This is a genomic window from Streptomyces sp. NPDC107538 (genome assembly GCF_055657445.1).
In genome coordinates, this window is sequence record NZ_JBVKAY010000001.1 from 102,670 (window position 1) to 119,414 (window position 16,745).

14 protein-coding genes are annotated in these 16,745 nt (G+C 65.7%); 4 read left to right on the plus strand and 10 right to left on the minus strand.

Annotated elements, in window-relative coordinates:
- Positions 1 to 19: 19 nt before the first annotated feature.
- A complete protein-coding gene (locus tag ACZ7MG_RS00420) occupies positions 20 to 1,039 on the plus strand; it encodes an aldo/keto reductase (RefSeq protein ID WP_471387276.1) in 1,020 nt (339 codons plus the stop codon).
- Positions 1,040 to 1,215: 176 nt separating this feature from the next.
- On the opposite strand, the gene prpB is transcribed toward ACZ7MG_RS00420, so the two are convergent.
- From prpB to ACZ7MG_RS00440, 4 genes are all read right to left on the minus strand, one after another.
- Positions 1,216 to 2,118, minus strand: a complete 903-nt coding sequence (gene prpB, locus ACZ7MG_RS00425; RefSeq protein ID WP_471387279.1) for a methylisocitrate lyase — start codon at positions 2,116 to 2,118, stop codon at positions 1,216 to 1,218.
- A complete protein-coding gene (locus tag ACZ7MG_RS00430) occupies positions 2,119 to 3,630 on the minus strand; it encodes an MmgE/PrpD family protein (RefSeq protein ID WP_471387282.1) in 1,512 nt (503 codons plus the stop codon).
- A 142-nt stretch (positions 3,631 to 3,772) separates the two neighbouring features.
- Positions 3,773 to 4,453: a GntR family transcriptional regulator gene (locus ACZ7MG_RS00435; RefSeq protein WP_471387285.1), complete on the minus strand. Its 681-nt coding sequence runs from the start codon at positions 4,451 to 4,453 to the stop codon at positions 3,773 to 3,775.
- 723 nt (positions 4,454 to 5,176) lie between these two features.
- On the minus strand, positions 5,177 to 6,079 hold the full coding sequence (locus ACZ7MG_RS00440) for an aldo/keto reductase (protein ID WP_471387288.1): 903 nt from the start codon (positions 6,077 to 6,079) through the stop codon (positions 5,177 to 5,179).
- 229 nt (positions 6,080 to 6,308) lie between these two features.
- Here ACZ7MG_RS00440 and ACZ7MG_RS00445 point away from each other — a divergent pair, with 229 nt between their 5' ends.
- On the plus strand, positions 6,309 to 7,517 hold the full coding sequence (locus tag ACZ7MG_RS00445) for a low temperature requirement protein A (protein WP_471387290.1): 1,209 nt from the start codon (positions 6,309 to 6,311) through the stop codon (positions 7,515 to 7,517).
- A gap of 35 nt (positions 7,518 to 7,552) precedes the next feature.
- On the opposite strand, the gene ACZ7MG_RS00450 is transcribed toward ACZ7MG_RS00445, so the two are convergent.
- Both ACZ7MG_RS00450 and ACZ7MG_RS00455 read right to left on the minus strand, forming a co-directional pair.
- On the minus strand, positions 7,553 to 8,212 hold the full coding sequence (locus ACZ7MG_RS00450) for a hypothetical protein (RefSeq protein ID WP_471387292.1): 660 nt from the start codon (positions 8,210 to 8,212) through the stop codon (positions 7,553 to 7,555).
- A 45-nt stretch (positions 8,213 to 8,257) separates the two neighbouring features.
- A complete protein-coding gene (locus ACZ7MG_RS00455; protein WP_471387295.1) occupies positions 8,258 to 8,704 on the minus strand; it encodes a hypothetical protein in 447 nt (148 codons plus the stop codon).
- A 211-nt stretch (positions 8,705 to 8,915) separates the two neighbouring features.
- On the opposite strand from ACZ7MG_RS00455, the gene ACZ7MG_RS00460 reads away from it, so the two are divergent.
- Positions 8,916 to 9,269 carry a transposase gene (locus ACZ7MG_RS00460; protein ID WP_471387404.1) on the plus strand — a complete coding sequence of 118 codons (354 nt, stop codon included), beginning with the start codon at positions 8,916 to 8,918 and terminating at the stop codon, positions 9,267 to 9,269.
- A 77-nt stretch (positions 9,270 to 9,346) separates the two neighbouring features.
- Here the strand turns inward: ACZ7MG_RS00460 and ACZ7MG_RS00465 are convergent, their stop codons facing one another.
- Both ACZ7MG_RS00465 and ACZ7MG_RS00470 read right to left on the minus strand, forming a co-directional pair.
- On the minus strand, positions 9,347 to 10,465 hold the full coding sequence (locus tag ACZ7MG_RS00465; RefSeq protein WP_471387297.1) for a DUF4062 domain-containing protein: 1,119 nt from the start codon (positions 10,463 to 10,465) through the stop codon (positions 9,347 to 9,349).
- A gap of 782 nt (positions 10,466 to 11,247) precedes the next feature.
- Positions 11,248 to 12,339 (minus strand): hypothetical protein, encoded by a 1,092-nt coding sequence (locus ACZ7MG_RS00470; protein ID WP_471387299.1) that lies wholly within the window; start codon positions 12,337 to 12,339, stop codon positions 11,248 to 11,250.
- 740 nt (positions 12,340 to 13,079) lie between these two features.
- On the opposite strand from ACZ7MG_RS00470, the gene ACZ7MG_RS00475 reads away from it, so the two are divergent.
- A protein-coding gene (locus ACZ7MG_RS00475) for an IS630 family transposase (protein ID WP_471387300.1) occupies positions 13,080 to 14,149 on the plus strand; the annotation gives its coding sequence in 2 pieces (ribosomal slippage) (positions 13,080 to 13,566 and positions 13,566 to 14,149; 1,071 coding nt in all).
- Between the two features lie 225 nt (positions 14,150 to 14,374).
- Here the strand turns inward: ACZ7MG_RS00475 and ACZ7MG_RS00480 are convergent.
- Together ACZ7MG_RS00480 and ACZ7MG_RS00485 are read right to left on the minus strand one after the other, a co-directional pair.
- Entirely contained in the window at positions 14,375 to 15,376 is a 1,002-nt protein-coding gene (locus ACZ7MG_RS00480) for a hypothetical protein (RefSeq protein WP_471387303.1), read from the minus strand.
- Positions 15,377 to 15,749: 373 nt separating this feature from the next.
- Entirely contained in the window at positions 15,750 to 16,646 is an 897-nt protein-coding gene (locus tag ACZ7MG_RS00485; protein WP_471387306.1) for a helix-turn-helix transcriptional regulator, read from the minus strand.
- Positions 16,647 to 16,745: the final 99 nt, after the last annotated feature.

The window sequence follows — 16,745 nt, forward strand, 5'->3', positions numbered from 1 at the left end:
ACGACGAGGAGAAGAGCTCATGCGCTACCGACCGCTCGGCCGCACCGGCGTCCAAGTGAGCCCCCTGTGTCTCGGAGCGATGATGTTCGGCCCATGGGGCAACCAGGATGAAGCCGATTCAGTTCGGATCATCCATCGAGCCCTCGACGCCGGCATCAACTTCGTCGACACGGCGGACGTGTACTCCGGTGGCGTCTCGGAAGAGATCGTCGGCAAGGCGCTCAAGGGCCGGCGTGAGGACGTCTTCCTGGCGACCAAGTTCTTCATGCCGATGAGTCAGGACGACCCCAACCACCGCGGTGGATCGCGGCGTTGGATCATCCGCGCGGTCGAGGATTCCCTTCGTCGGCTGGACACCGATTACATCGACCTCTACCAGGTGCACCGTCCCAGCCCGGACACCGACGTCTCCGAGACCCTCGGTGCCCTCTCCGACCTCGTACGGCAGGGCAAGGTGCGCTACCTCGGCTCCTCGTCGTACTCCGGTTCCCAGATCGTGGAGGCCCAGTGGGTCTCCCGCGAACGCCATCTGGAGCGGTTCGTCACCGAGCAGCCCCCGTACTCGATCCTCGTGCGCGGCATCGAGGAGGACGTGCTTCCCACGGTGCGTCGCCACGGCATGGGGACGCTGACCTACAGCCCGCTCAACGGCGGCTGGCTCTCGGGCCGTTACCGCAAGGGAGCCTCCACCGATCCGGCGTCGGCGGCGCGGCCCCCGGCCCGCTTCGACATGAGCACTCCGGCCAATCAGCGCAAGCTCGACGCTGTCGAACAGCTCACGCTCCTGGCCGACAAGGCCGGTATCACCTTGATCGAGCTGGCCGTCGCCTTCGTGATCAACCACCCCGGCATCACCTCGGCGATCATCGGGCCGCGCACCATGGAACAGCTCGAGGCGTTCCTGCCCGCAGCCGACATCACGCTCTCCACCGACGTGCTCGACCGCATCGACGAGATCGTCGCCCCCGGGGTGACCGTGAATCCTGTCGACAACAGCTACGGCGACTTCGAACTGCGGACGGATCAGCGGCGCCGGTGATCCGTGCCGGCATCGCTGCCAGGGACAGTTCGGAAACGACTATCGGTCAAGACCGATCTGTCCCTGGCACGCCGCGCGTCCATGCGGTTCGGGCAGCAGATTCACCGTGCGGCCAGACATCGGCAATCATCTCTACGGCACCGACGGGACAGCGGCGATGAACTGTCGACCAACCGTCAGGGCTCTTCATGCCGGAAGCCTGCGATCCGGGCATCGAAGGCGGCGTACTCGTCGTAGCCGAGCAGCTCATAGAGCCGAGTACGGGTCTGCATCTTCCCGACGACGCCCTGTTGGCTCCCCGTTCGACGGATTTCGGAGAGGCCGTCCTCGGCGGCTCCCATGGCCAGCCGCAGAAGGGTCACCGGGTAGATGACCACGTTCACTCCGAGTTCCGCGAGCTCGGTCGCGGTGAACAGCGGGGTCTTGCCGAACTCGGTCATGTTGGCAAGCAGCGGGACGTCGACAGCCTCGCGGAAGGCCGTGTACTCGGATTCCCTGGTGAGTGCCTCCACGAACAGCATGTCCGCGCCGGCGTCGACGTAGGCCTTCGCGCGTTCGATGGCTGCGTCGAGCCCTTCGACCGCGCGGGCGTCAGTTCGTGCGCACAGGACGAAGTCGGGGTACCGTCGGCCGCGGACGGCCGCCTGGATCCGGGTGATCATGTCTTCGGTCGACACCAGGGCCTTGCCCTCGAGGTGGCCGCAGCGCTTGGGGTCGACCTGGTCCTCAAGGTGGCAGCCGGAGAGCCCGGCATCCTCGAAGGTCTGAACGGTGCGGGCCACGTTGACCGGGCCCCCGAAGCCGGTGTCAGCATCGACGAGTGTCGGAAGCGGCGTGTTGCGGGCGATGGTCGCGGCACGCTGTGCGACCTCGGTCGCGGTGGTCATTCCCACATCCGGCAGACCGAGGTCCGCCGCGAGTACCGCACCGGACACGTACACCCCGTCGAAGCCCTGCTCGGCAATCAGCATGGCCGACAACGCGTTGAACGCACCGGGGAACTGCAGCAGTCGTCCGCTCGCGAGTGCAGCGCGGAAGGCCTTTCGGCGGTCGGACGCAGTGGTGGTGGTTCCCAGCACTCAGAACACCCCCCGCGCTGCAACCGTGTCCAACCAGGTCGGGACGACGGTCAGTTCCCCAAGCTCCTGAGCCGACAGTGCCGGCAACCGCAGCGCAGCGGCCAGGAAGCGCTCCTGCTCGGCCTCAGGCACCAGGTCCTCAGCCAGGCCCCGAAACTTGCCCAGGTACTGATCGCGGCCGAAGGGCCGGGCCCCGAGCGGGTGGGCGTCGGCAACGGCGATCTCGTCGCGGATCTCCGATCCTTCGTCCAGAGTGACAGTCACGGCCCCGCCAAATGCCTTCTCCGCCGGATCCGGCGAGTGATACCGCCGGGTCCACTCGGGATCCTCGACCGTAGAGATCGCCTGCCACAGGGCCACCAGCTCGTTGTCCATGCTGCGCTGCGGCGGGTAGGAGCGCTCGTGGTGGAAACCGCCATCGAGCAGCGCCACAGCGAAGATGTACGGGAGTGAATGGTCGAGTGTCTCTCGGCTGGCTTGGGGGTCGTACTTCTGCGGGTCGCCGGAGCCGGAGCCGATCACATAGTGGGTGTGGTGGCTGGTGCGGATCACGATGTCGCGCACGCGCTCACTGCCGCCGGCCTCGCGGATCCGCGGCCCCAGCCGGCGTGCAAGATCGATGAGTGCCTGGCTCTGGTACTCCGCTGAGTGCTCTTTGGTGTACGTCCGCAGGATCGCCCGGGGGGCTTCACCGCGGGCGGGCAGCGGAACGGTGTAGCTGGCGTCCGGGCCGTCGAGCAGCCAGGCGATCACGCCGTCCTCGCCCTCGTAGATCGGCGAGGGCGAGCCTTCGCCGAGCATCGCCCTGTCCACCGCCTCGATCGCGACCTTCCCGGCAAATGCGGGGGCGTATGCCTTCCAGGACGAGATCTCGCCCTTTCGCGATTGCCGAGTCGCGGTGGTCGTGTGCAGTGCTTGCTGCACTGCCTGGTAGATGACCTCGGTGGGAAGGTCCAATAGTGCCCCAAGGCCTGCGGCTACGGAGGGGCCCAGATGCGCAACGTGGTCGATCTTGTGGCTGTGCAGGCAGATGCCGGTCACGAGAGCCACCTGGACTTCGTAGGCGACGGCTATCGCGCGAGTCAGCGCGGCACCGTCGCGCCCCGTGTGTTGTGCCACGGCCAGCAGTGGAGGGATGTTGTCGCCGGGATGCGAGTAGTCCGCTGCGAGGAAGGTGTCGTGGTAGTCCAGCTCGCGGACGGCAACGCCGTTGGCCCAGGCCGCCCACTCCGGAGAGACCCTCTCTCGCGTGCCGAACACCACGGCACCGTCTCGATCCGCGGCAGCCGCATGCCGTAGAGCCTGGGCGCGGGCTGCCTTCACCGGCCCGCGGTTGAGCGAGGCCGTGGCGACCCCCGCATTGTCGATCACCCGGTTGACCACCATGTCGGCGACCTCGGCAGGCAGAGCAACATCGTCGGAAGCCATCTCGGCGATCTTCCAGGCCAGTTGGTCCGTCCGGGCGAGGTTGTCTTCGCTGCGGTGCACACGAACCTTGTGGTCAATGGTCATGCGGATTCCTCTCGGAAGCGGGGCTGGTCCCCACGGCACTGCTCGGCGCAAAGGCAGGCTGTGTCGTGTACCGGTACGCCGTAGCAAATGGGACATCGAACGGCACGAGGCCGGCAGGGGATCCCGGCCCGCGCCGTCACATTTAGTCGATCTCCAGCAGGAACTCGACGACTTCGAGCAGGTGAGCACGCATTGCCGTCTCCACCGCATCCGGATCCCTGCGGCGCAGCGCCGCAAGTACCTCGCGGTGGGCGGCAACTCGTTTGGCATGGACTTCAGGACGCTCGTGCATCTCCTTGAGTGAACGAGCACGCCGCTCCACACCGAACAGCGACACGCTGCCGATCAGTCCGTCCAGAACAGGGTTGTCCGCCGCGGCGGCGAGCACCTCGTCGAAGCGGTGCGCCGTGCGCTGCTGCTCGGCAGGATCATCGTCAGCCGGGCTCGCGAACTCCGCGACGATCTGCTCCAACTGGTCGAGCGCGGCCTCATCAAGCCGGTCGGTGGCGAACCTCGCCTGGGCAGCCCTCAACACGACCTCGGCGTACATGAGTTCACGCAGGCCGCGATCGGAGTGCTCGGCGACAGCCAGGCGTCTCGGCCCGAGACGGACGATGAGGCCCTCATGTTCCAGGCGCCGCAGAGCCTCGCGGATGGGTGTCGGTGACACCCCCAAGCGGGCGGCAAGACCCCGTTCGGTCACCCGCTCACCTGGCGCGAACAGTCCGGTACCGATGCCCTCCCGCAGGGCGTGGTACGCCTGCTCGGCGAGCGACTCGGCATGTTCGAGCTTCGGCAGCTCCTGTGGCGCGGGCTTGGTCACGCTGAGTCTCTCCCCGATGATGCTATCGAAAACTTGCTATAGCATACACCTACTGTGGAGGCCTCCACCCGGCGCCCTAGCCGCCAGGGGCATTTGCCTCTATCCGCTACCGCTTCAAGCTGGCGAAGATCGTTTGAGTCAGAGGCGCGACCGTCGCGGTCTCTGCACCACACGTGAACCGTGTGACAGCTGAAGCGGAAGGGAAGGACATGCATTCTCTGATTTCCAGGAGGCGAGGACCCATGGTCGTGGCTGCCGTAGTGTGCGCAGCACTGGGGGCCGTATTCGTGTCTCAGCCGCAGGCCCACGCCGGCGCGGTGACGCCGCCTCCGAGCTCCAGGTGCGATGACACAGCGCCGCGCTGCTAGTTGATGAGCTGTCGCTGACCGGCGAGCGTATCCGTAACGGGTGATCCGCTCGGTTGGCGATCCGCCGGCTCAGCGGCCAGGCTCCCTTTCATGCAGAACCTCTGCGTGAAAGGGAGCGAAGTCGCCTGACGTGGCCACGAGTTGGGTGCAGGTGTTGCGTTTCGCGTCGTGCCGGGGCCGAGTGCGCGCTCGCCGAACTCGGCGGGTCACCGCAAGCAGCCCCCTTGGGCCTGTGTCGTGGCCGCGCAAGTTGTAGCGAACCGCGGCGGCGCCGTTCAGGTCGACCCGGTGCTCGTGGAGCAGGTCGATCCGAACGGCGCCTAGCTGTTCAAGCGGCGGTCTTTGGCCGCCGGTCTCAGTTCTCGGGAATGACGACCTTGAACCGCTCAGGGCTCGTGACGTTCGGGTCCGGGCCGCCGCGGACGCCGGTGTCGAGCGCGTCGAGAGCGGCGAGTTCCTCAGCGCTGAGCTCGAAGTCGAAGACGTCGAAGTTCTCCGCGATCCGCGAAGGAGTGGTCGACTTCGGAATCGCGCTGCGGCCACGCTGCAGGTGCCAGCGCAGCAGGACCTGCGCGGACGTCTTGCCGTGCGTCTGCGCGATCGACTGTACGGTCGGATCCTTGAGCGTGCTGCGTCCGGTGCCGTCCTGGTCCCAGTAGAAGGTGATGCCGCCGATCGGGGACCACGCCTGGGTCAGGACGCCGTGCTCGGCGTTCGCCTTCTGGACGTCGGGCTGAGTGAAGTAGGGGTGCAGCTCGACCTGGTTGACGGCCGGGACGACGTCGGTGCGCTCCACCAGCTCCGAGAGGTGGTGCGGCATGAAGTTGCTGACGCCGATCGCACGGACCTTGCCGTCCGCGTAGAGCCGCTCGAGGGCCTTGTAGGCCGCCACGGTCGTGTCGAACCGCTCGGGTACCGGCTGGTGCAGGAGCAGGAGGTCGAGCTGGTCCACGCCGAGCTTGCGGGTGCTCTTCTCAAAGGCGTGCAGGGTCTCGTCGTAGCCGTAGTCCGAGACCCAGATCTTGGTCTCGATGAACACCTCGGACCGGTCCACGCCCGATCGGCGAAGGCCCTCGCCGACCTCTCGCTCGTTGAAGTAGGCGGCCGCCGTGTCGATGTGCCGGTAGCCGGTCTGCAGAGCCGTCTCCACCGCCGCAGCCGTCTCCTCGGCCGGGCTCTGGAAGACTCCCAGACCCAGCACCGGGATCGTGACGCCGTTGTTCAGAGTGAATGTGCTGTTCTGCTGCGGATCATTCATGTCTCCCAGTCTGTGACCCCTGTGACCTGCGTGCCAGCCAGGAGAGGGGCCCTGTCATACCCCTGAACGAGGCTCCTCGGCACGGCACGGCCTGTCATCCGGCGCGCGGGATCAGCAGGCTTGGGCCAGGCTGAAGAGCGACTTGTCCCGCGTGCGCCTCACCCGCGTCTGCGCGAGCGATGCCGGGCGGAACGGTGGTCGCGGCAGGTGTGAGGGAGAGAGACCGACTGTGGCAATACCGAGAGACCGGCAACAGCAGGAGGAACCGTCCGAGGTGGTGCACGCGTTGACCGCGGACCATCGAGTGACGACCTTCGAGCTGTTCTTCGACCTGGTCTACGTCTTCGCGCTCACCCAGGTCACGAAGTTCATGGCCCACGCACACGACGGTATGGGCATCGTGCAGGGCCTGTTGCTGCTCGCACTGCTGTGGTGGTCGTGGTCGGCGTACGCCTGGCTCGGCAACCAGGCGCGAGCCGACCTGGGGATCCTGCGGGTCGGTATGGGACTGGCCATGGTCGGGGTCTTCGCTGTGGCACTCGCCGTACCAGAGGCGTGGCACGACTTGCCCGGAGGGCTGAACGGTCCGCTGGTCCTGGCCGCGGCGTATCTGTTCGTGCGGTGCGTGCACTTGGTCGTCTACGGCCTGCTCGCCCGCGGAGACAGGGAGCTGGGCCGGCAGGTCGTCGTCTCATGGCCGCCAGTGCTGGCCGGCGCCGGCCTGCTGCTCGCGGGCGCCGCCATCGGCGGTGGAACACAGACCGTGCTGTTCGCCGCGGCGATCGCCGTGGACTGGGGCGTGGTGTATGCCACGTCCCGCAGGGGCAGTTGGCGCATTCACAGCGCCGAGTACTTCTCTGAGCGGTACGAGTTGTTCGTCATCATCGCCATCGGCGAATCGCTGACCGCATTGGGAGTGGGTGCCGCCGAGCTGCCGGTCAGTTGGCCGCTGCTGGGCGCGGCCGCTCTGGGCGTGGGAGCGGCCACGGCCCTGTGGTGGCTGTACTTCGACGTGGTGACCGTCGTGGCGCGCCGCCGGCTGCACCAGGCGGAGAGCGATACCCGGCTGGCCCTCGCGGCCGGCGCCTACGGCGTCGGGCACTTCCCCGTCATCGCCGGCATCGTGCTGACCGCGCTCGGCATCGAGGGGGTCGTCGGTCACGCGGAAAGTGCCCATGGACTGGGCTGGTTCTCCGCGCTCGCACTATGCGGAGGAACGGCCCTCTACTTGGCCGGGCTGCTGCTGTTCGGGCGGATGGCGGTCAACGTGTGGGGGCCTTTTCGTCTGGTGGCCCTGGTGGTGGTGGCCGCCTGGACGCCGGCGGCGGCCGCCGTTCCGCCGCTGGCCGGCTTGGCCGGCGTCGTGGTGATCCTCGCCGCCCTCGCCGCCGTCGAGACATGGTGGTTCGCGGAGATCCGCGACACGGCGCGCACTTAGGCGCTGCTTCTCGGAACGCACGTCGCTGACGGGGGTCATGACGAGGGGAGCTGGGCCAGACTCGACTGCTGGAGCGCGCTTAGGCTCTGATCGATCTCCTCCAGCTCGGCGTCGATCTGTACCACCCGATCGCGATCAGATTCATCCAGCTCGTACATCTCATGCTCAATCAGCAATCTCTCGCGCTCGGCCTCCAGCTCGGCCTTGCGATAGGCCAAGATCCGTTCCTCGGCAATCCGGCTGATATCCCGGTACTCGGGCGGCTCCGAACCACGGGCCAGCGCCACGAGCCACACCGCCATCTCGCCGAGGAAGAGCGTGGTGCGGATTCGGTAGGTCTCCCATACCTCTTGGCCATCCCAGGGCTGGACGCCTTCGAGGAGTTCAAAGACCCGGTTCCGGGTCACGCTCTGATCGTCCGGCAGCAGACCCAGGAGAGCGGTGAGGTTGGACTGGTGGGCCATCAGCTCCCGGCCCCAGCCCTCGCGGTCCTCGAATGTGCCATGACGCTGATACGTCTGGCGCTGAATGGTGATCGCGAGCGTTGTTGCCGCTTCCACTCCTCGCTGGGCTGTGGCCCGTGTCTGAGCCAAGTGAGCAGCCTTGTCACCGCTCTTCGACTGAAGAATGGTCCCCGCAAGCGTGAAGCCACCACCTACGAGCGCACCTATGAGTGCAATCCAGAAATCGTTCACGCCGATCATCATGCCGACGGGCTCAGTCCCGTGGGGCTGATCCCGTCAAGTCCTCGTTCGCCGACCCGGCTCCGCCGGCTTTGGTGCAGGGGCGTCCTGTCCGAACGGGTTGCCGCCCTGCGCCTGGACTCCGGCGGTGACTGCCGCCAGATACGCGGCGTACGTCTCCCGCTGGTTCCATGTGAAGAGGACGGTCCGCGAGTTGTTCGCAATGGCCTTCTGTGCCTCGGCGGTCGCGATCCGGAGCTGGCCGCGATCCTGCTCGGTGGCGAGCTGTACGTACCCGTTCACGAGGCGGGTGGGCTCCTTGGACTGCACCTTGATGACGTCCTTGAGCGGGATCACCGAGTCCCTGGCGCCGGACACCTTCCCCATGAGCTTGCGCTTGATCTCAGCACGATCCGCGTAGAGCGTCACCGTCGCGACGTAGCCCTTGAAGACCTGCGGTTCGGGCTGGATTGCAGGCGCACCCTTCGAAAAGTCGTATGCCATCGGATCAGTGTGCCGCCTTCTCATGCCGACGGGATCAGTTCGCAGGGGCTGATCCCGTCCGCTGTGATCATGTGGCTGTCGCCCCGCTGGATCGTTGGCGTGGTCGTGGGAAAGACTGTCGCGACCATGGATCGTCGCCAATGAACTGCGGTCGCTGATCGAGCCGTTGCTGCCCGGGCCGGATCCGAAGCAGGTCGAGGGCCGGCTGCGGGTGGCGGGCCGGCAGGCCCTGTGCGGGCTCTTGTTCGTGCCGCACACCGGCATCCAGTGGGAGCACCTGCCCCGGAAGCTCAGCCTCAGCTCGCTCATGGCGTGTTGGCGGCGCCTGGCGGTCTGGAACGAGGCCAGCGTATGGGACCAACTGCATGCACTCCTGCTGAAGAAGTTGAACCAGCTGGGCTGGTCGCGGGCGGTGATCGACTCCTCACATATCCGGGCCGCCCCAACATTGGGGTCCAAAAGCGGACCAGCCCGCTCGACCGCGCATGCCCGGGCAGCAAGCACCACTGTCCCCTCGGGGTGTTCACGATTGCCCCTGAGCGGCACCAATTGGGCAGCCAGATGATCGCTTACCACGTGGAGGTTGATCGCTTCCCGGCAGTTGTATCCGGTCACCACCAAAAGAGTGGCTGCGTTTTATCTCTAGCGAAGCTTGCCGACCGCTTCGATCAGAGCCCGCGCGAGGTGGCCAGCCACTTCAGGCGCGCCTGCATTCAAACCAGCCAGAGAAATAGACTCGTCCGGTTCAATCCTTACCGGTTCGTTCGCGTTCATGAGAATTTTGGAACTGGTCCGCGACCTGTTCTCATCAAAGGCCGCAACTGCCACTCCTTGAAGGCGAGGAATGCTCACACCGACCGCGACGCGCTCGGCTTCAATCAGGTTGAGAGCCCCTACCAGTTGAATCATCTGGGTCAACTGCACTGGGAGCTTCGCGCGGTCCAAGATTGATCCCATGTTGTCGGCGGGTAGCGACGACCGCACGAGCACTTGGCCAGAATTACTCAATCGGATTGCCGACAGCTCACCATTGCGGATTTCATTCCACCGTCGACTTGGCGCCGGAACATTCACCTCCACACTGGAATTTTGACTAACAGGGTTCAATGCAAGCCCGCTATCCACCATGCCAGTTCGTCGAATCCTATCGGCTAGCCCATCGCGCATCTGCGCCATAACTCGTGATGGGTAACCTGGATGCCTAATCGGCACAACATGGACCTCAACGACTGGAGACTGCTGACCTGCCCCAAACAGAGATCCGCTTTCAGGAGCGGTCCATTCAACAGATACCGGATCAACCAGCTGCTGGAACTCTAGCGGTCCGCTTTCAGATTCAAGCTCGCGAACCTTTTCTGCAATTTTCACCATAAGCTCTTCCGTAGAGGAGAAGCTTCCGCGGAACACGCCGCTGATGTAGTTACTGATTTCTTGCGTAAGCTGATGCTGCTCAGGCTCGAACTGGACACCATCCTTTCGATACACAATGCGCACTTTTCCAGCTGCTGTTGCAGCTGACCACTCCTCATGAGTAGGCGACTGCCCAGTGTCGGGGAAGCGATGCCCATATCGTGGCCCCAGGATCAACAAGTACACGTCAGCACTGTCGAGGCCAGCTAGGCATGCCTCTCGACTCGGGACGTTTTGTGCAGTGAAGTCCTCGAAGCGAACTGGGTCGTGCCCCATTGCTTTGATCAGCCCGTACACCGCCCCCCTCTCAGCCTCAAGCCCCTTAAGCACGCTACTGATGAAGATCCGCATAGCCATCTCCTTCTTCGACCGCGGAGCCGCACCACCCCACAGCCTGTAATCTACAATTTCGATCAGCTACGATACCCCTTAGCAGGAAGAACCGTCGCTGCCGCCTTCCAGAGGAGTGAGCAATCATGCAAAGCGCATCAGAGGAATCCATCCGCGCCTACTGGAAAGAGCACCGGGAGCAATTGAGGCAGTCGGAAACTCAGAGATCAGCGCTCACCAATACACTACTAGCCGTAACGGCGGCTTTGAGCGCCCTCGTGGTACAGCAGAAATTTTCGGCACGCACCATCCCCCTGTGCATTTTTATTGTGCTCATCGGGATCTACGGGGCCCTGGCCGTGGCAAAATACTATGAGAGAGCCTCATATCACTTATCTCAGGCTCGCGCACTTACTGAGACCCTTAGCTCAATGGAACTCCTCGGAGACAAAGTAGGTCTAGAAGAAAAACGGGTGGAGCACTATCGGAGGTTTCCGCACCTTCATCGAATTAGACTCCACCACCTCTGGGTGTTTCTCCACTCATCGATAGCGATTTACGGTGTTTCGCTTCTCACTACATGCCTTATCTTGCTGTGACTAACAGTATTACCGAAGCTCGGAAATCGCTAGGGGCCTGGACGCTGCATCACCCTAATGAGGGGAAATAGCCTGGATTGGCGGGCTGCCCCGACAACTCACCATTTCACGCGGGCCCAACTCCACGGGCCGGGTCCAAGGGTGCAGACAGGGGCTGTCCCTCGGTGGTGACGTGCGGACGCGGGGCGGGCGTCTGCGATCCGATTAGGGCGCGCTCCTCTTCAGGAGCAGCAGCAGTTCGTGAAGCACAGCGTTGAGGCGGAGGGGTGCCGGGATGTTGTCCATGGTGATGACGGGCACCCTCGGGCCGATGGGCCGGTGGAGCACATCGTCGCCGATCGGCCTGAAGGTCTCGAGGTTTTGTGCGTGGGCCTTGTCGGTCCGCCGTACGGTGAAGGAGTACCGGGCGGCCACCTGCTTGAAGTCCGGCTGCCCGTACACCGGCGGGATGTGGTCGAGGATGGCCCGGATCATCGCCGCGCAGACGTACGGGTTCCCTGCCTCGTAGGCGTCGTTAAGCCCCTGGCACAGGGCGATCAACTTATGCAGTCGCCACTGAGTGCTCGTCTGGGCGGCCTCCTCCAGGTCGTCCAGGAGAGCGGGGTCAACGTACGGTCCGCGCCCGTGCGCGATGGTCGGCGGCTGTTTCGCCTCGACGGGCGCGGGCGCGAGCTGGGCGGCATTCGCCGTGACGATCTCGGTCGTCTTCTCGATGTACTCCTCCACGCTGTTCACGTCACGGAACTGCCATACGCTGCGGGTAACCTCCCGCTCCCAGGACCCTTCGCCGATGCCGGCACCGCCGCCGGTGCTGATGGACGGCTCATGGGAGAGCAGGTCGGGTAGCACCTTGATCAACCACGGCTTGAGCTGGGGAAGCGCGGCCTCGAGCTCGCCCGAGCGCAGGATGAGAGGCGGGACCTCGTCGTCGGCCATCGACCGATTGCGGTATAGCTCGACCATGTGGCGCAGCGCCTGCACGAACGGCTCCCCGACCGTCATCCGCAGCCCGGTGACGGCCAGGCAGGCGGCCACGGTCAGCCGCACCCGGTCGCGCTGACCGAAGGCGGACGCCCGAGAGTGGTAAGTGAAGCCGTACTCGGCGGCGAATGGCCCCTCGACGCCCACCCGGGGCAGCGAGTCGTAGATGGCGGTGGCGTCCAGGTCACGCAGGTCGAAGTCGTGCTGCACATTGACCCACCGCGGCCACTCGCCGGTGTTGAGCCACGGCTGGGCGATGGCGGTGAGCAGGCTCCGCTGGTCCTGCGTGAGCGTCACGTCGAGGAGCGTGTTCAAGGGCAACCTCATGGTACGAGCGAGGGAGACGGGTGACCTTGGGTCCATCCGTGTCCGACAGAGCGTCAGGACGTTCATCCTACCGACCTCGCCCGTCATCACCCTCGTATAAACGCCTTCCCTCAGACGAGGCTGCTTGCGTGAGCTGCCCTGAAAGGGGAGTTACTCGACGGCTGTTACGGTGCCCACCGCCGACGACGTCCAGGCCGTGTATGCCTTCCTCTTTGCGCAGGCCGACGAGGAGTGGGAGGCCATCAACGGCGACGACACCTTAGGTCCCGATGCCGTAGCCCGCTTCTACCGCATCGCGAACTCCAACAAGCATGCGGTCACAAGCTCCAGCGAGTGCATCGTGGGCCTCCTGAACCAAGGCGACGAGGAGCAGGGCGCGCGTGTCTGGCAATGCCTGACCAGTGCTGGCGAGCAGTGGCAGGACCACCCCCGACTTCCTCCCCGTCTGGGAGAACCCTTAACTCGCGCAGGTCCGTATGCAACTTGCGGGTGGCTGACGCCTTTGCGGATGGTCGACACTACGCCCGGCGGCGCTGAAAGCGTGAGGTTGGAGTGGCCCGAACCGCCCCTCAGCCGCTCCTCCTGGCCAGCGCCGCCGATGTCCTGGAGGCGTCCCGATCACGCGGCGCTGCCCCTGACTCGGCGAGTAGGGGTACGACTAGAGATCTTCAAGTGTGCGGGTTACGTGGGGTCGTGACGGTTGTCGTGGTTCGCGCTATGCCGGAGGGGTGAGGTATCCCGATGGCGGTGGGCTGACGGCCGAGGAGCGCGATCGGCGTGAGCAAGTCCGGCTCGCGGCAGCTGACTTGATCGATGCGGGGGCCAGTGACCGGGAGGTGGCCCGGCGGTTCCGGGTGACCCGGATGTCGGCGAACCGCTGGCGCCGGGCCCTGGCCTCGGGCGGCCGTCAGTCGCTGGTCTCCAAAGGCCCCGGTGGCGCCCGCTGCAAGCTGAGCGCCGGTCAGCTGCGTGCTCTGGAGGTGGTGCTGGAGGCGGGTCCGGCCGTGTGGGGCTGGAGTGACCAGTGCTGGACGCTGGCCCGCATCGGCGAGATCGTGCGCCGCCGTTTCGGTGTTGAGTACACGCTGGCCGGGCTGGATCTGCTGCTGCATCGCATCGGCTGGAGCGTGCAGGTCCCGGCCCGCAAGGCCACCGAGCGGGATGAGGCGAGGATCGCCGCGTGGAAGGACGAACAGTGGCCCGTCATAAAAAGAGGGCGGCGGACCTGGGCGCCTGGCTCTGCTTCGAGGACGAGGCAGGTCAGGGCCTGAGGCCGCCCAAGGGCCGCACCTGGGGGCGCCGGGGCCGCACTCCGGTCGTGAAGGTCACCTCCGCGGGCACCAGGCGGGTCTCGATGGCGGCGCTGATCTGCACGAAAGCCGACCGCAGCCCACGGCTGATCTACCGTATCCACCTGGACCGCGGCCCCGCCAAAGGCCGGCGCAAGGGCTTCACCGAGACCGACTACGCCCGCCTGCTCGATGCCGCACACCAGCAGCTCGGCGACCCCATCGTCTTGATCTGGGACAATTTGAACACCCACGTCAGCGGCACCATGCGACGGCTGATCGCGGCGCGATTATGGCTGACCGTCTACCAGCTGCCGCCGTACGCACCGGAGTTCAACCCGGTCGAGGGCGTGTGGTCGCACCTGAAGAGATCCCTGGCCAACCTCACCAAACACAGCCTCGACCAGCTCACCGCACTGGTGAAGACCCGGCTGAAACGTATGCAGTACCGGCCCCACCTCATCGAGGGACTCATTGCCAAGACCGGGCTCGACCTCCAACCGCCGTAACCCCAGCCATTGAAGATCTCTAGCAGTACTGCCCAGGCAGGTTGGTCGAGTTAGTGCTCTGACACCGTCTGAATCGGGTGAGGGGTGAAGGCCTCCGGTTGTGGAGTGGAGCTGTCGAAGAACCGCTCCGCCAACCAGGAGGCTGAAACCGTGGGCGGCATCAGCCCGCATGAACGGACTGGGGCCCAGCCGAGCACGTCGGCTGGGCCCCAGTCATGTCCCGGACTACGCGTTGTCGGGCGAGCAGAGGGCGTTGGTGTTGATCTTCCCGCGCTGCAGCTGCGCGTTGTGCGGTGCGTTGAGGCCGCCGTCGGTGACGTAGAGGTGGCCGTCACTGACCGCGGTGGCGCTGGGAGACGCCAGGCCGTCGGCGTGGGTCAGAACCGCCTTGACCTTGCCGTCCGGGTAGATCACGGACACCTTGTCAGGAGCGTTCTGAGCGGCGAAGACCACGTCCGAGTGGGCGTTCAGGAAGCTGAAGTCGTCGACGCCGTCGATGTTCTTGGTGACGACGTGGATCCCGCCGGGCTTGCCGTGCGCCGTGACCGGGATGCGCAGCAGGCTGTCCTTCGCGAGGTTGGATACCCAGACCGCTCCCTTGTGGAAGCGCAGGCCGTTGGCGCCGAAGGGCACGGCCTCGGACGAGACGGGGGCCAGCGCGGCATTGGTCAGCCACGCCTTCGCCTTTCCGCCCGCCACCGGGACGGCCCAGATCGTGCTCTTCAGGCTGTCGGCGACGTAGATGGTGCGCCCGCTCGGGTCGAGGGCCATGCCGTTGGGCAGGCCGTCGGTGGGCAGTGCGGCGAGCCGCTTCGGAGCCTTGCCGGGCGCGATCTTCCATACGCCGGAACGGGCAGCGCTGGACGACCAGACGTTGTAGTAGACCGTGCCGTCCTTGCCGCGGATGTTGCCCGTGATGCCGTCGCCCTCGGCGGACGTGGCGAGGACGGTGCGGTGGCCGGAGGTCGAGATGCGCACCAGCTTGGGCGCCCTCTTGGCCGCCGCGCCGATCATGGACAGCGTGATCGAGCGGTCCGGGTTGATGGTGATGTTCTCCGGGATCTCTCCCGCGGCGTAGTCAAACTTGGCCACCGTCTGGACGTGGCTGATGACGGGCGCCGGAGCGGCGGCGAACGCGGAGGGCGCGGACACCAGGACCGCCGAGACCGCGGTGAGGACCGTGGCCGCGCGGATTCTCTTCTTCAGGGTGGATGAGCTATAGGACATGAAGCTTCCTTGCGTTGCCGACTGCTGCCCGGCGTGCACGCCGGGCAGCAGTCGGGAGGGCACATGGGGGCATTCGGTGATGACTGGCCGCGAGGGCCTCATCGCAGGTGGCTGCACCGGGAAACGCGCCCCGGGGCCGAGCCGATGACAACCGGGATGGCCGTGGCGGAGTCCGCGTACAGTGCTCCTGAGGGGCTGAACCACGACGGTTGAGCAAGCGGCTGAGTTTCGCCTGCGCTCCCTGCTGGCTGCCGCTTTGATTCTTGCAGCGGAAGATCAGCGGCGCCATACGCCAGGGGGGCCGTGTCGCTGCCAGGAACAGTGCTCCCTCTCAACCTGGTGACGGGGCGACGGACAGCCAGGGGCTGCCTGGTCAGCTTGTGTCGTGCTGGGAGCGGGCTGCTCGGTTCTCGGCTCCCGCTGTGTCCAGAAGCGTCAGTTTGTAGTGGTCGGGAGTGCCGGGCTCGGCGTAGAAGGCCACGAGGCGTTGTCTGTGCGTGCCTTCGATCTGCATCGACTGGTAGCCGGGGGAGAGGTCGCCGACCTCCGGATGGTGGAACGTCTTGTTGCCGTGGGTGTGCAAGCGGACGGCGTAACCGTTCCAGAGATCCGTGAATTCCGGGCTCTTGCCGAGGAGTTCGTCGACGAGCTCGGCCAGGCCCGGTGCGCCGGGCTCCAGACTGTGCAGGGAGCGCAGGCGGCCGACGGCGGCACAGACCTGGTCGTCCCAGTCGTCGAACAGCTTGGGCGCTTCCGGGTGGAGGAAGACGTAGCGCACGATGTTGCGCTGGTGCGGTGGCCAGTCCGCCATTCCGGCGAACAGCCGCAGGCCTCCGGGGGTGCAGGCGAGGATGTCCATGAGGCGCCCGACCACGTATGCGGGGTACGGGCGCAGGTTCTCCAGCAGGAGCGCCATGCCGGGTCGGACGGTTTCCCTGAGGGTCGCATCGGGGGTCAGTGGGACCGCGCCACCGAGGTGGGAGACCAGGACTCGCATGTGTTCGTGCTCGGCGGGGTCAAGGCGCAGGGCTCGGGCGAGTGCGTCAACGACTGAGGGGCTCGGGTTGCACTCCTTGCCGCGCTCAAGCCGCACGTAGTAGTCCACGCTGACGCCGGCGATGGTAGCGAGTTCCTCGCGGCGCAGGCCGGGTGTGCGCCGCACGCCCGGTCCGGTCGGCAGTCCAACCGCTTGCGGGGTCACTCTCGTGCGGTGGGCTCGCAGAAAGGTTCCCAGCTCCGTGCTGTTGTTGCCGTCGCGCTCACGTGCCATGTCCATAGTGTGCCATTTTGTCTCTATTGAGGTCATGGGCTGTGGGTATAGCGCGGGGTGCCGACTTGATCCCCTCTGCCGGCAGGCGCCCTAGTACTG